Source organism: Acinetobacter lwoffii, assembly GCF_024129855.1.
Classification (GTDB): Bacteria; Pseudomonadota; Gammaproteobacteria; order Pseudomonadales; family Moraxellaceae; genus Acinetobacter; species Acinetobacter lwoffii_L.
Genome location: NZ_JAMXXC010000003.1, coordinates 35,915 through 50,449 on the forward strand (window position 1 = coordinate 35,915; position 14,535 = coordinate 50,449).

General features: G+C 46.1%; 13 protein-coding genes. 6 read left to right on the top strand and 7 right to left on the bottom strand.

What is annotated here, in order from left to right; all coding sequences use genetic code 11:
* The first annotated feature begins 69 nt into the window (after window positions 1-69).
* Window positions 70-615, top strand: coding sequence for a VTT domain-containing protein (locus NI465_RS03675; protein ID WP_005248429.1), 546 nt, complete (start codon window positions 70-72; stop codon window positions 613-615).
* A 61-nt stretch (window positions 616-676) separates the two neighbouring features.
* On the opposite strand, the gene blhA is transcribed toward NI465_RS03675, so the two are convergent.
* Genes blhA through NI465_RS03690 form a run of 3 tightly spaced genes read right to left on the bottom strand, consistent with a single transcriptional unit; the run spans window position 677 to window position 3,181 of the window.
* The gene (gene blhA, locus NI465_RS03680) at window positions 677-1,306 is read right to left on the bottom strand and encodes a cell division protein BlhA (RefSeq protein ID WP_253144353.1); all 630 of its coding nucleotides are present in this window, start codon (window positions 1,304-1,306) and stop codon (window positions 677-679) included.
* Between the two features lie 26 nt (window positions 1,307-1,332).
* Window positions 1,333-1,740 (bottom strand): DNA polymerase III subunit chi, encoded by a 408-nt coding sequence (locus NI465_RS03685; RefSeq protein ID WP_253144354.1) that lies wholly within the window; start codon window positions 1,738-1,740, stop codon window positions 1,333-1,335.
* A complete protein-coding gene (locus NI465_RS03690; RefSeq protein WP_253144356.1) occupies window positions 1,733-3,181 on the bottom strand; it encodes a leucyl aminopeptidase in 1,449 nt (482 codons plus the stop codon). Before NI465_RS03690 ends, NI465_RS03685 begins: the two co-directional genes overlap by 8 nt.
* A gap of 156 nt (window positions 3,182-3,337) precedes the next feature.
* On the opposite strand from NI465_RS03690, the gene lptF reads away from it, so the two are divergent.
* The 4 genes from lptF to NI465_RS03710 all read left to right on the top strand — a co-directional run bounded on the left by lptF (window position 3,338) and on the right by NI465_RS03710 (window position 8,386).
* Complete coding sequence (gene lptF / locus NI465_RS03695; RefSeq protein WP_004281053.1) at window positions 3,338-4,438, top strand: LPS export ABC transporter permease LptF; 1,101 nt, start codon at window positions 3,338-3,340, stop codon at window positions 4,436-4,438.
* A gap of 2 nt (window positions 4,439-4,440) precedes the next feature.
* Complete coding sequence (gene lptG / locus NI465_RS03700) at window positions 4,441-5,511, top strand: LPS export ABC transporter permease LptG (RefSeq protein WP_004281054.1); 1,071 nt, start codon at window positions 4,441-4,443, stop codon at window positions 5,509-5,511.
* 124 nt (window positions 5,512-5,635) lie between these two features.
* Window positions 5,636-7,183 (top strand): 2,3-bisphosphoglycerate-independent phosphoglycerate mutase, encoded by a 1,548-nt coding sequence (gene gpmI / locus NI465_RS03705; protein ID WP_180086768.1) that lies wholly within the window; start codon window positions 5,636-5,638, stop codon window positions 7,181-7,183.
* 30 nt (window positions 7,184-7,213) lie between these two features.
* A complete protein-coding gene (locus tag NI465_RS03710) occupies window positions 7,214-8,386 on the top strand; it encodes a S41 family peptidase (RefSeq protein WP_005263947.1) in 1,173 nt (390 codons plus the stop codon).
* On the opposite strand, the gene NI465_RS03715 is transcribed toward NI465_RS03710, so the two are convergent.
* From NI465_RS03715 to gacA, 3 genes are read right to left on the bottom strand one after another with little or no spacing between them, the layout of a single operon-like run.
* Window positions 8,387-9,811 (bottom strand): sigma-54-dependent transcriptional regulator, encoded by a 1,425-nt coding sequence (locus NI465_RS03715; RefSeq protein ID WP_005249687.1) that lies wholly within the window; start codon window positions 9,809-9,811, stop codon window positions 8,387-8,389.
* Between the two features lie 14 nt (window positions 9,812-9,825).
* The gene (locus tag NI465_RS03720; protein WP_044108981.1) at window positions 9,826-11,391 is read right to left on the bottom strand and encodes a sensor histidine kinase; all 1,566 of its coding nucleotides are present in this window, start codon (window positions 11,389-11,391) and stop codon (window positions 9,826-9,828) included.
* A 22-nt stretch (window positions 11,392-11,413) separates the two neighbouring features.
* On the bottom strand, window positions 11,414-12,049 hold the full coding sequence (gene gacA, locus NI465_RS03725; protein ID WP_004281059.1) for a response regulator transcription factor GacA: 636 nt from the start codon (window positions 12,047-12,049) through the stop codon (window positions 11,414-11,416).
* 219 nt (window positions 12,050-12,268) lie between these two features.
* On the opposite strand from gacA, the gene NI465_RS03730 reads away from it, so the two are divergent.
* Window positions 12,269-13,330, top strand: coding sequence for a serine hydrolase (locus tag NI465_RS03730; protein WP_253144358.1), 1,062 nt, complete (start codon window positions 12,269-12,271; stop codon window positions 13,328-13,330).
* 58 nt (window positions 13,331-13,388) lie between these two features.
* Here the strand turns inward: NI465_RS03730 and thrC are convergent, their stop codons facing one another.
* Complete coding sequence (gene thrC, locus NI465_RS03735; RefSeq protein ID WP_004281061.1) at window positions 13,389-14,528, bottom strand: threonine synthase; 1,140 nt, start codon at window positions 14,526-14,528, stop codon at window positions 13,389-13,391.
* Window positions 14,529-14,535: the final 7 nt, after the last annotated feature.

Sequence of the window (14,535 nt, forward strand, 5' to 3'; positions counted from 1 at the left end):
GACTGTTTTTTTATTTTTCGGGATAATCAGCAGTTCAACTTGCAAATATTGCCTTGGTGGACGGGTCGAATGCTCGATTTTTTACTTAACTTGGAACAGTCATTGCCGCTATTGCTCGATCAATATGGGGTATGGATTTATGCAATCCTGTTTCTGGTGATTTTTGCAGAAACCGGTTCTGTATTTTTCTTTTTCCTGCCGGGTGACAGTCTATTGCTGGCTGTGGGAGCTTTGTGCGCCAGCAGCGACCTGGTGACCTTGCATTCGATGGGGCTGTTGTTATTCACTGCCTCGGTGCTGGGCTATAGCGTGAATTATTACACCGGAAAAGTTCTCGGCTTAAAATATTTCAACCAACATTCACGTTATTTCAAGCCGGAATATATGGTGAAAACCAACCACTATTTTATGAAACATGGCGGTAAAACTATTTTAATCGCACGTTTTATTCCCTTTGTCCGCTCATTTGGCCCTTTTGCTGCCGGTTCAGCGCATATGAGCTTTGCCACATTCAGCTTTTATAATATTGCGGGTGGCATCCTCTGGATTGGCACTTTATTAAGCATTGGCTATCTGCTTGGAAATGCTGCCTTTATGCTGGCAGATTTTTTCTAAGACGCAACATAGAAGACAAAAAAGCCCGAATTTTCGGGCTTTTTTAATCTGAAAGGATCATTTAAATATTGCGTGGCTGGTCAGAAAATTCTGAATTTTTCAGCATATACTCGATTTCTTCTTTGGCCGCCGCACGCATTTTTTCACGCAGTGCATTGACGGTCTGTTCAATCACGGCTTCTGCCTCAAGTTCCAGACGTAAACGCACACTTTCTAATTCGGATAAAATGCTCTGATCCTCAATTTGGATGCGACCTCTGGCAAAATCAAAAGTCGTCTCAGGATTTCTTGCATAACGTGCGACATAGTGCTGCACTTCAGCCTCTAGATGCGTATTTATTTCAGCGAGCGCCTGACTCTGTTCGCTAAATTTGCGCTGTTCCTCATGACGTAGCTGTTCTTGATAGGCCTGTTCTTCAGCACGTTTCTCGGCCAAGGCCTTTTCAAGCGCGAGCTGTTTGCGAATACGAGCTTCTTCAATCAATTCGGCTTTGCGCTGCGCATAGGCGGCTTCGATCTTACGTTCAGATTCCTGCTGCAAGCGCTGGTCGCGACTCTGCCATTCTTCCAAAGACGTTTCTGGCTTTAAAATATCGCAGATCCGAGAGAGGTCATCGATAAAGGTCTGACGTACAGCTTCCGGTACATTTAACCAGCGCTGTTTAAAATCGGGACCTACATTTAATGCCACGTGCCTCTCCTTGTGGATGATATCAGTTAAAGCTTATGGGTGTCCGGTTCAATACCTAAACGACGATATTGCTTGAATTTTTCACGTCCCAGCTGTTTAGCCGTTTCACGGTTTTCAATGATCTCAATAATGTGACTAAATTTTGCGTAAGGTTCAAGTGCTTCCGGATTAAAATTGAAAATAATCCAGTTGGACTGTTCTGGTAGTGTCGCCGAAATACAGACTGTTGACTCAGGCTGGTCAATACCATGTGGAATAAAGCTGCTGGGGTCAAAACTCCACAAACGTTCATCTAGCTGCTGTTGCAATGCTGCATCGGCACATAATAACCAGATCCGCGCCGGCTGACGCAGAATCTTACGGCATAAACGACAAGTGCTGTCCACTTGTCGTTCAGGGCTTTTTTCAAATAAATAAAAGCTGACTTTAGCCATTGCTTTGAACGCGATTCGCCAGGAATTGCATCAATAATGGAACTGGACGGCCGGTTGCACCTTTATTGGTACCTGAGTTCCATGCCGTACCTGCAACATCCAGATGTGCCCAGCGATATTCACGGGTAAAACGTTGCAGGAAGCAGGCTGCAGTCACAGAACCAGCTTTTGGACCACCGATATTGCCAATGTCGGCAAATGGTGAATCCAGCTGTTCCTGATAGTCATCCAGTACCGGCATACGCCATACCCGGTCAAAGGAGTGCTGGCCGGCAGCTTCCAGTTCTGCTGCCAGTTTATCATCTGGCGTGAACAGACCCGTCAGCACTGAACCTAAAGCGACCACACAGGCACCAGTTAAGGTTGCGATATCAATCACCAAAGCAGGGTTAAAACGTTTTACATAAGTCAAGGTGTCACACAGCACCAGACGACCTTCGGCATCGGTATTCAGGATTTCAACCGTCTGACCACTCATGGTGGTTACGATATCGCCAGGACGGGTGGCTTTGCCTGAAGGCATGTTTTCTGCTGCAGCAATGGTTCCCACCACATGTAGAGGTAAGCGGGACTCACACAGTGCACGCATCGTACCGAGTACAGAGGCTGCACCGCACATGTCGTATTTCATCTCGTCCATGCCTGCGCCCGGTTTAAGTGAAATACCGCCAGTATCAAAAGTAATACCTTTGCCGACCAAGACTACCGGTGCTTCGCTACGTTCTGACTGATATTCCATGCTGATAATACGGCCCGGACGGTCTGAACCTTTACTTACTGCAAGGAAGGCACCCATGCCTAAATCTGCCATCTGCTGTTCATCCAGCAGAGTGACTTTAAGCAGCTCCGGATATTCAGCCGCCAAAGCCACCGCCTGTTCTGCAAGATATTCAGGGAAACAGATATTGCCCGGACGGTTGCCCAGGTCACGTGCCAGATTTTGTCCGCTTTGCACTGCTTGTACCAGTTGCAACTGTTCGGTAGTTAAGACGCTATGAGTGGCAATCAGGTCGATCTGCTCGAGCACAAATTCATTCTTCTTGGATTTATATTCATCATAACCATAGCTGGCCTGAGTCAGGAAGAGCGCAAACAGATAATGGAATTCTTGTGGAAGTTGTGTCAGATCTACAGAAATCTGTTTGAATTTTTTTTGAGTGACTTGAATAATAGTTTGCGCGATTTTTGCAAGTTTTGCCGGTTGCAGTTCAGCGACCTTGCCTAAACCAATTAGTGCTGCATGGCTGGACTGGCTCACCTGACCAATCAGGCTCAGGCTTTCCGCCAACGCTGCCTTGAATTGAGAGGCTTCAATTAATGTGTCTAAATTATTGATTTGATAGGTTGCGGTTGTATTCTGAAGTTGTTCTGAGTCAACTAAAATCAACAAAGATTGACTTGATCCATTCTCTGGGAATGACGTATTAATTGTAAGTTTCATATTCTGTTTTCACGCCTGTCTAGATGGGTAAATCATTCAGTCATTGAAACATTTATCCGAATAGATTTTCAATGGGCAGGGCGGCCTAGGTTTTATATTTTTGCTATTCGGGTAAACTAGCACTCGTTTTATGGACCTTATTTTGGAAGAATTAATTTGATTATTCGGCGTTATCTGGTCAAGCAAGTTGTCTCGACATCCTTGGTGGTGATTGCCTTATTGACCTTGATCATGATGGGCGGTCGACTGATCAAGTATTTTGGTGTCGCGGCACAAGGCCGTCTGGATGCAGGCATTTTATTTAGCATTATTGGCTACCGTTTGCCTGAATTCTTGACCCTGATTCTTCCGCTCGGTTTCTTTATTGGACTGATGCTGGTGTTTGGCCGTTTATATGTCGACCATGAAATGGCCGTGATGAATGGCAGTGGCGTCAGTCGGCATCAATTGGCGCGTCTACTGGTGCCGATGACCCTGGTGTTTTTGATTGCTCAGGCCGGATTGATGCTGTGGGCTGCGCCGTGGGGCATTCGCCAGTTTGAAGCCCTGACCACCAGTCAGGCGGTACGTACCGGCTTTGACCTGGTGCGACCGAAAGAATTTATCTCCTCTGGGCCCTATACCATTTATGCCGGTGACCTGTCAGAAGACCGTAAAAATTTAAAAGATATTTTCTTTTATCAGCGTGCGGAAAAAGAAGGCAAACCGGATGTGATGATTTTGGCGCAGGAAGCCACCCGAATTGAGGTACCGAATGATGCTGCCAATGTGGTGGATTTGGTCAATGGACGCCGTTATGAGATCTATCCGGGTACACCGCAATATACTCAAGCTGAATTTGAAAGCTATCGTCTGCGCTTAGAAAGCGATGAAGAAGCGCAATTTGCCAGTACTGAAGTTGAGGCCTTACCGACCTCGCAATTGTGGCAGAACCGTCAGGATCCTGTGGTGGCCAGTGAGTTGGGCTGGCGGGTGTTTGTTCCTTTTGCGATTCTGATTGCCCTGATTCTGGCCGTGGCCTTGTCTGAAGTGAGTCCACGACAGGGTCGATATCTCAAGTTATTTCCTGCCCTCATGATTTTTGCCAGTCTGATTGTGGCCTTGATGGCAGTGAAGACCCGGATCAGTAAAGAAGAAATGGGCATTTGGGCCTATCCATTGATCCTGATAGCTTATGCAATTGCTGGTGCCTTGTTCTCACGTAAACAGAAATTAGGCCCGAAAATCAAGAAACAGATTCAGCGAGTGAGGTCTTAACAATGTTGGCACGTCGTATAGTTGCAAAACATGTGACCCAAACCACTGCGCTGGCCATGCTGGGTGCAACCGCGGTATTGGCGGGTTTACAGGTATTATTTACTTATCTGGGTGAGCTTGGCTCGCTCAAAGATGGTTATGGTGCCTGGGATGCCTTGAAATATGTGCTTTGGGGGGCACCAAATTATTTATATGAAATCCTGCCGATTTCTGCACTGATTGGTGCAGTTTTAGGTCTTGGTACATTAGCCTCGAATAGTGAGCTGATTGTGATGCGTTCGGTTGGTGTGAGCTTATGGCGCATTGTCGGCTGGGTCATCCGTTCAGCACTGCTGTTGGTGGTGTTGTCTTTTGCCCTGAGCGAGTGGGTCATTCCGTATACCAATGAACAGGCCAAAAGCGTCAAGAGTGCTAGTAAAGCCGCTCAACTCGGTGAAGTGCGTGGTTACTGGACTCGGGAAGGGCAGCGCTTTATTTATATCGATTATGCTAACTCGCAAGGCCAGCTGAAAAATGTGCAGATGCTGGACTTTGACCAGAACTATCGTTTGCGCGGTACCTTGCAGGCAGATCAGGGGCAATTCGTTAAAGATGGTTCCTGGACGCTGGACAACACAGAGCAGTTCGATATTTTACAAAATGGCAATGCCACGCTGGTCAAGCAGCAACAGCAACCTTTAGCGCTGGCATTGCAGCCCAAATATGTGCATATGGTGACCATTGATCCTGAAGATTTATCGCCGAGTCAACTGGTCAGTTTCATGAGCTATATGCATGAATACAGCCAGGTACCAAAAACCTATCAGCTGGCCTTCTGGCAAAAACTTGGCTCTCCATTTGCTCTGATCGCCTTGGTGGTGATCGCCTGTTCATTTATCTTCGGGCCGTTGCGTCAGCAATCCATGGGTTTTCGTCTGGTAATAGCTTTATTTGCCGGACTGGGTTTCTTCTATCTGCAGGATTTCCTCGGCTATGCCAGCTTGATCTATGCACCGTCTCCGGCCTGGTTCGTGTTTATTCCGATTCTGATCATGTTCGGCATCGGCGGCTACTTGCTGCATCGGGCACGCTAAACCATAGGAAAATAGAACAAATCAATCATCATGAGAGGCCTAAACCATAGCCGGGTCATGGCCTCTTTTTATAAACTTCGCTAAAATAGAGCGATTAATTCGTAGACGAACAGAGTATTTCATTATGACGGATGCAACTGCTGGCAAAATCCCTCACGTTTTGGTGATTATGGATGGTGTGGGTCATCGCGAAGCGGTCGAAGACAATGCGTTTTTAGCAGCTAAACGACCAAATTTAACTGCGATACAGGACAAGCATCCGCATGGTTTGATCTCGGGTTCTGGTGAAGATGTTGGCCTGCCAGATGGCCAGATGGGTAACTCTGAAGTCGGACATATGAACCTCGGCGCAGGTCGTGTGCTGTATCAGGACTTTACCCGAATTACCAAAGACATTCGTACTGGCGACTTCTTTGAACATGAAGTCCTGGTCGATGCGGTGGAGAAAGCCAAAGCTGCAGGTGGGGCAGTACATTTGCTTGGCCTTTTGTCTGAAGGCGGTGTGCACTCACATGAAGATCATATCGTGGCGATGGCAGAGCTAGCGCTGAAACGCGGTGCGCAAGTCTATTTACATGCATTCTTAGATGGTCGTGATACGCCGCCTAAAAGCGCACAACCTTCTTTAGAAAAGCTTGATGCCTTATTCGCACAATATCCAGGTCAAGGTCGTATTGCGACTATGATTGGCCGTTATTTTGCCATGGACCGTGATAATCGTTGGGATCGTGTTGAACAGGCCTATCGCTTGCTCACTGAAGGTGAAGCAGTTCGTACGGCTACCAGCGCAGTTGAAGGTCTGGAACAGGCTTATGCGGCTGATGAGTCGGATGAGTTTGTCAAATCGACCCGTATTGGCGAGCTGGCAAAAATCCAGGATGGTGACAGCGTCGTATTCATGAACTTCCGTGCCGATCGTGCCCGTGAATTGACTCGCGCATTTGTAGAAAAAGACTTTGCAGGTTTTGAACGTAAAGTCGTGCCGAATTTGGCGAAGTTTGTCATGCTGACGCGTTATCAAGCCACGATTGATGCACCTGTAGCGTATATGCCTGAAGCGTTGAAAAACTCGATTGGTGAATACTTATCTGATTTGGGTAAAACACAGCTGCGCATTGCGGAAACAGAAAAGTATGCGCATGTGACTTTCTTCTTCAGCGGCGGCCGTGAAGATGAATACCCAGGTGAAAAACGTATCCTGATTCCATCGCCAAACGTAGCCACTTATGACCTTAAACCGGAAATGAGTGCTTATGAAGTGACTGATGAGCTGGTGGCTGCGATCAATTCAGGTGAATTTGACCTGCTGGTGGTGAACTTTGCCAATGGTGATATGGTCGGTCATACGGGTGTATTCGATGCTGCGGTGAAAGCTGTTGAAGCGGTTGATACCTGTTTGGGCCGGGTTTATGAAGCGGTAATGGCGCAAAAAGGTCATATGATTGTGACTGCCGATCATGGTAACGTAGAGCAGATGCAGGACTATCACAGTGGTCAGGTACATACTCAGCATACCACTGAATTGGTTCCGTTTATTTATGTCGGCCCAACTCAGGCCACGATTGCAGAAGGCGGTGTATTGGCAGATGTAGCACCGACTTTATTAAGTCTGATGCAAGTTCCGGTACCTGCTGAAATGCAAGGTCGTAACCTGATTCAGCTTGATGCATAATTTTCGATAAAATTCTAAAAAGGTCAAAGAATGGCAAGAACACGCTGGAAGTCTGTTGTAATACCATGCTTACTGATGTGTTTGAGTCATTCAGCTTGGGGTGCGGGTTCAAATGAGCCGGCATTCGATGATATGGAAATGGATGGGCAGGTCTATTCCGAAATTCCTGTGGCATCCATTCAAGAATTCGTACAAATTTATGGCATCGTAAAAGATAATTATATCCAAGATAAAAATGACGATGCCTTGTTTCAACAGGCCATTCAGGGTCTGGTCAGTGGCTTAGATCGCTATTCCCGTTATTTGTCGCCTGAAGATTATAAGCAACTGCGTGAATATACCGAAGGTGATCTGGCCAGCATTGATTTTGATCTGCAATTTGACCCGCGGTTGAAGCAATGGGTAGTTCAGGGACTGAGTTCCGATGCTGATTCAGCCAAGCAGGGACTTCGAAATGGCGTCACGGTTTATAAAATTGACGATCAGGTATTAAATAGCCTGAATCAGGAACAAGTCCGGCAGTTATTGAGCGGAGCCGTTGGCTCTACGCTCATGATTCAGCTCTCCCCGCAAAGTCCGGCCGTTCGTCTGGTCCGCAATACCAAACTGGATACTGAAATTAAATCGAGCCTGCACAATAATCAGGTTCTGGTTTTACAGGTCAAGGTTTTTCAGCAAGATACTGCCAATGAAATCAAACGTCTAATCGAAAGCTATGCCGACAAGCGCTTAAAAGCCGTGCTATTTGATTTACGCAATAATCCCGGTGGCTTACTCTCGGCTGCAGTTGAATCTGCCGATTTATTTTTGAATCAGGGCGTGATTGTGTCGACCAAAAGCCGCGCTGAAGGTAATCAGCAATTTCAGGCCTTGCCGAGTTTTGAGTTTCAGAATCTGAAAGTTGGGGTATTGATTAATAACCGCTCGGCTTCTGCAGCAGAAGTGTTTACAGCAGCCCTGAAAGAACATAACCGTGCCTGGGTCGTAGGCGAAAAAAGCTATGGCAAAGGCGTAGTACAGAAACTCTTTCCTTTAAGCAACGGTTCGGCTCTACAGATGACAGTATCGCAATACTTTAGCCCGAGTGGCCAGATGATTGAAGGGCGGGGCGTACAGCCGCATTTCAACTATCCGTTTAAGCAGGAAATGCGTGAGGAGAGTTATCTGGAACATGTCACAGACTTGCTGCTCCTGCAAAAATAATTATTCGTCTTCTTCGGTATCCAGTCCGAACTTTTTCAAACGATAGCGCAGGGAACGGAATGACATGCCGAGTTTTTTGGCGGCCAGTGTCCGGTTCCAATGGGTCAGATTCAGCGCATTCAGTAAAATTTCTTTCTCGACCTTTTCCAAATATAGTTCTAGACCCTCTTCAGGCAGCTTTTTAGGTGCAATCAGGGTTTCGGTCGCAATGATCTCGCTCGTGAGCGTATTTATCTCCTGAGGGCTGTTAAGCGCATGACGTAGCGGTGCACTCTGCAAATGCTGAAGATCAATCCGCTCTTCATCACTTAAAGTAATTGCGCGTTCCATAATATTACGCAATTCACGTACATTACCTGGATAATATTGTCCCAATAAGAACTCTTTGCTACGTTCGGTCAGTTTTTTATTGGGAATGCCCCATTCCTGGCAAATCTTCTGAATAAAGTGTTCGGCCAATAACAGAATATCCTGGCCTCGTTCACGTAATGGCGGTAAAGTCAGATCCATTACATGAATACGGAAATATAAATCCTGACGGAATTTGCCTTGTTGCACCAAGGCTTCCAGATCCTGATGCGTGGCACTGATCACACGGAAATCCACATCAATTTCGGTATCCGAACCGAGTGGACGAATACGTTTTTCCTGTACGGCACGTAACAATTTGACCTGCATAGAAAGCGGTAATTCTGCAATTTCATCCAGAAACAGACTGCCACCATGGGCAGATTGAATCAGTCCCTGTTTGTCCTGAGCAGCGCCGGTAAAGCTGCCTTTCTTATGCCCAAACAGTTCGCTTTCCATCAACTCAGTCGGAATGGCGCCACAGTTAATCGCAATAAAAGGACCTTCATTGCGGTTACTCAGGCGATGGACCAGATTGGCCACGACTTCTTTACCTGTTCCCGATTCACCAGTGATAAAAACCGGTGCTTGGGATCGGGCAATTTTTTGTAAGGTAATACGTAGTTGCTGGATCGGCAGGGATTGTCCAATCAGCATTTTATGTTCAAGCGCTTCATTTGGATTATTATGCGAATAATCCACCGGTTTATTCAGGGCTTTTTGTAAGAGTTGTTCCAGATGTTTCTGATTGATCGGTTTGCTGACAAAATCAAAGGCCCCGGCTTTGAGCGCAGCAATGGCGATTTCCATGTTGCCATAGGCGGTCAGAACTGCGACCGGAAGTGCCGGATAGAGGCTGCCAATCCAGTCCAGTAACTCCAAACCATTGCCATCGGGCAGATTTAGGTCAGTCAGACAGGCATCATATTGATGATTGGCAAGGCATTTTTTAGCATCTTCCAAACGGTGGGCAATGTGCGTACGAATTCCCATGCGCAGCAATGACATTTGCATGAGGGTACACAAATCTTCCTCATCATCCACCAAAAGCACCAGTGGTTGTTGTTCCCCATTCATCTTCCTTGACCCCTTTAAAGCGTAATACGTTGACAGCTGATGCGAAAGCATGCGCCCTGTTCTTGTTGTATATAGTTTAATTGTGCCTGATTTGCTTCGCAAAAACTATGTGATAAATACAATCCTAATCCGGTACCACTAATCGATGTGCTAAAAAAGGGTTTGAACAATAGAGCTTGATCATGTACGGCTACGCCAGAGCCAAAATCCCGTACATCAATCCAGACCCGATGTTCATAAGGATGCACATTCAGCTGAATATAGGCTGCATCTGCTGAATTGTGACGAATGGCATTACGAATCAGATTAATCAGGATTTGCCGGAATTGTGCTTCATCAAACTGAATCACTAGCGGAATATCAATATTAAATTGAATCTGATCGCGAATATCGGCCAGATCTTCCTGGATAAATAACGGGATAAATTCATTGAGATGAATCGGTATCGGGTGGGTTTCTTTATTTTTGACCATATTCAGCGTGTCCTGAATAATCCGGTCAATCCGGGTCGCCTGTCGGCCAATCATCTGCTGGAGTAGCTGTTGCTGTTCAGTTTCTGAGTCCAGATACAAATCATTGGCCTGCACAATGGCCGCCAAGGGGTTACGAATTTCATGGGCAATACTGGCTGAGAGTTGACCCAGTGCAGCAAGTTTAAGTTGCTGCACCTGCTGATTCAGTTTTTTGGCATCCTGTAACACCAGTAGCATTAGAGTCTGATGCGGCACAATCAGTTTTTGCACCTGCACATGAATATTATAGCGACTTTGCTGGGATTCAAACTGAAAGCGCTCACCATTTTCTAGCGTTTCAAAATGGATCAGTTCAAATAAATCTGGCTGTGATTGAGATAAAGTAAATTTCTCATGGCCGTATTTGGACTCAATTCCAAGAAGATTACAGGCGGCAGGATTACTGAGTACCACATGATAGTTTTCATCCAGAACCAGATAACCGGTTTCAATCTGTTCCAGAATATAGCGGTTAATATTCTGTAAGCGATGCAGTTCCAGCGATTGAGAAAAATTCAAATTTTCCAGAATCTGAAAACGTCGCACGGCAATTTGTCCAGTGCCATAAACCACAAAAAACAAAAAGGCCAGCAGGGCGCTATTACTGATATTGCTGAGTGAAGAAAACGCAAAAATACTGCCGATAAAATGCTGATAAATAACACTAATGACTGCAATGAGGGTGACGACCAAGGCCTTTTTTGCATCTAATAATAAAGATGCAGAAAAGATAGTAATCACAAACAGCAGCCCAATTTGCAGATTAGGACCGTCGCTCGCCAAAGTCAGCAAACTTAAAACGCAGACATCGCTAAAGAAAATCATAATCAGCTGCGGCTGGATCAGGCGTCTGATCCATTTCAGAACAAACAGCTGTACGGTATTGATCGCAACCCCGATTCCCAGTGCATAATAATACAGCTGCGGGTATTGATAATCGGTGGTGAGTTCGGGGTAGGTCAGCAGAAAAATCAGCAACAAACCGGTGCTGATCAGCAGACGATAAGCGCTGTACCAGATACCGAGATGGTATTGATTCAGTTCAGCATAGTTTTTTTGTTGTGCCATATGCACCGGAAATCGTTAAAAGCTAAGGTTTAATGAGTCCATAGCGCATGGCCAGATGAGTCAGTTTAACATCGCTATCGATATTCAGTTTTTCAAAAATACGGTAACGATAAGTATTCACGGTTTTAACACTCACAAAGAGTTTGTCGGCAATTTCCTGGGCGCTGATACAATTCACGACCATCATCGCGACTTGCATTTCACGCTCTGACAATGCATCAAAAGGCGATTGTTGTGTATCAGAAAGGTAAGAGCTTGCTAACTGTTCCGCAATGTCTGCACTGAAATATTTGCCGCCTTGCATGACTTTGTTAATCGCACGGACCATTTCCGAAATCGGGGCCCCTTTGGTGATATAACCTTTGGCACCGGCTTTCAATAACAGGGACGGATAAGGCTCTTCTGCTAAACCGCTAACCGCCAAAACTTTGGTTTCCGGCGCACTCTGAAGTAGACGGCGCGTGGTTTCTACGCCACCAATGCCCGGCATATTCACATCTAACAAAACTACATCAGGATGATGTTGACGAACCAGAGAGATCGCTTCTTCACCAGATTCAGCTTGTCCAATTACCTGAACCTCCGCATGGTCTTCTAGCATTCTGCAAATTCCAGTACGAACTAATTCATGGTCGTCCACAACTAAAACTGTGATCACCTACGCTCTCCCTCTGTTAAAAAAATCATTTTTTTGTTACATAAAGCAAAATAAGCTTGCAATGAAAGTACAAAATTAGCAATCCTATTCGCAAGATTAAATCTGAAACTTATCACACAGTGTCAAGAACAAAAAATGTTCGGCATTGTGTTTAAATGTAAGGCATATTAGAGGTAATACGCAAATCAATCTTACCTCTGTTAGTTGAGTGAAGGAATAGTGAAGAAAATAAACAAGTCTTTAAGGCATCTACTCGGCCTGTCCGTGTTAATCAGCATGAGCACGACAAGTTTTGCTGAAATCATTATGAATTCTGGCACGGCAGAGGGCGGTTCCAGCATTAGTTGGTCTTCTGAAGAAGTTAACCAGTTAATGAGCGATGATTTTAATGCATCTGCCAATGAGCCTTCGCCACCCGGGTCTGCCACAGTGACCACCACTTTGCGTCAGGCCGGCACAGCAGTGCCAGCAGCAGCCAAACCTGCTTATACTGCGCCGCAGATTATTGATACGAATCATTTTAGTAATCAACCTTCTGTCAATGCACGGGCTGCACTGGTCATGGATGCGCAAACCGGTGAAGTGCTGTTTAGCAAAAATACCAATACTGCCTATCCGATTGCATCGATTACCAAGCTGATGACAGCGGTGGTGATTTCTGATGCACGTCTAAACATGTCGGAAAAAATTACCCTACAACAGGCTGATTTTTCCTGTTCAGGCTGTAAAAGCTCAAGCTCGACTTTAAGAGCAGGGGACAGCATGAACCGTGCTGAAGCTTTACTGTTTGCTCTGATGAAGTCCGAGAATCCGGCTGCAGCCGCTTTGGCACGGACCTATCCCGGTGGTCGATCAGCGTTTATTGCCAAAATGAATGCAAAAGCTAAAGAGCTGGGAATGAACTCCACTCGCTTTATGGAATCAACAGGTTTGCATCCGGGTAACGTGGCATCAGCTCGTGACTTGGGAATCTTGGTAAATACGGCCTCTCAATACGGCCTGATTCGTCAGTTCTCGACCACGCCAAGCTATGACTTTAACTTGGGTTATCGTGTATTGAAATCGAATAATACCAATGCCTTGGTACGTAATGGCGGATGGAATATCAATATTTCTAAAACCGGTTTTATTAATGAAGCAGGGCGCTGTGTGGTGATGCACACCACTCTGAATAACCGTCCGGTGGCAGTGGTACTTTTAGGTGCAAACAGCTCACAGGCGCGTACCAATGATGCGACCCGTTTAATGAGTTGGGTTAGCCAGCAACCTAAACGAATCTAATTGATTGGTTCATAAAAAAAACCCTGCACTTGCAGGGTTTTTTTAATTCTGGCCGGAATTACATATTCGACAGAATAGAGTCTTTAACTTGACTCATAGTTGCATCAATCGACAACATTACGGCATCAGCACATTGCTTGATAGCAGTGTCTGGATCTTTCAGACCGTTACCCGTTACGGTACATACGATCACTGAACCTTCAGCAATTTTACCCGCTTTAATGTCACGGATCGCGCCGCCGACAGACGCAGCAGACGCAGGCTCTACGAATACACCTTCATACATAGAAAGCAGACGTTGAGCTTCAAGAATCTCCGCATCAGTCAGTTCATCAAACCAGCCGTTTGAATCACGAACAACCGCTTTAGCATGATTGAAGCTTTGCGGATTGCCGATACGAATCGCAGTTGCAACAGTTTCCGGATTTTCTACTGGACCGCCACGAAGGAAAGGTGCAGCACCAGACGCTTGATAACCTGCCATGATTGGCAAGCCTGCCGGTTTAGGACCAGTGAAAGCATCAGTTTCAGCATCGTAAACGACTTGCTCAAATTCTTCTTTCGACTGGTTGGCAACCGCTTCGGTATAACCCATCCAGTGCGCAGTGATGTTACCCGCGTTACCGACTGGCAGGCAGTGATAATCCGGTGCACGACCTAAAGCTTCAACGATCTCGTAAGCAATGGTTTTTTGACCTTGCAGGCGGTAGGGGTTGATTGAGTTTACAATCGTTACCGGTGCCTGATCGGCAACTTCTTTGACCAGACGCATACCGTCATCGAAGTTACCGCGAATTTGCATGGTGATCGCACCATACATCATCGCTTGAGCCATTTTACCCATGGCAATTTTGCCTTCCGGGATGAGTACGAATGCTTTGATGCCGGCACGCGCAGCATATGCAGCCGCCGCCGCAGAGGTGTTACCAGTAGATGCGCAGATGATGGCTTTAGAGCCTTCTTCAACGGCTTTGGTCACCGCCATAGTCATACCGCGGTCTTTAAATGAACCAGTCGGGTTTAAGCCCTCGTACTTCACATAAATTTCAACATCTTTACCAATAATGCGTGGAATATTCTCAAGCTTGATCAGTGGAGTATTACCTTCACCCAAAGAGATCGCACGAGTAGTTGCAGACACTGGTAAACGGTCGCGATAGCGGTCAACTAAACCAGTATAACGATTGGCATTCGACATGATGATG

Coding starts and splice junctions, on each gene's coding strand:
- NI465_RS03675 (WP_005248429.1), top strand. CDS start 70: ATGCTCGATTTTTTACTTAACTTGGAACAGTCATTGCCGCTATTGCTC.
- NI465_RS03685 (WP_253144354.1), bottom strand. CDS start 1,740: ATGGCTAAAGTCAGCTTTTATTTATTTGAAAAAAGCCCTGAACGACAA.
- NI465_RS03690 (WP_253144356.1), bottom strand. CDS start 3,181: ATGAAACTTACAATTAATACGTCATTCCCAGAGAATGGATCAAGTCAA.
- lptG (WP_004281054.1), top strand. CDS start 4,441: ATGTTGGCACGTCGTATAGTTGCAAAACATGTGACCCAAACCACTGCG.
- gpmI (WP_180086768.1), top strand. CDS start 5,636: ATGACGGATGCAACTGCTGGCAAAATCCCTCACGTTTTGGTGATTATG.
- NI465_RS03710 (WP_005263947.1), top strand. CDS start 7,214: ATGGCAAGAACACGCTGGAAGTCTGTTGTAATACCATGCTTACTGATG.
- NI465_RS03715 (WP_005249687.1), bottom strand. CDS start 9,811: ATGAATGGGGAACAACAACCACTGGTGCTTTTGGTGGATGATGAGGAA.
- NI465_RS03720 (WP_044108981.1), bottom strand. CDS start 11,391: ATGGCACAACAAAAAAACTATGCTGAACTGAATCAATACCATCTCGGT.
- thrC (WP_004281061.1), bottom strand. CDS start 14,528: ATGTCGAATGCCAATCGTTATACTGGTTTAGTTGACCGCTATCGCGAC.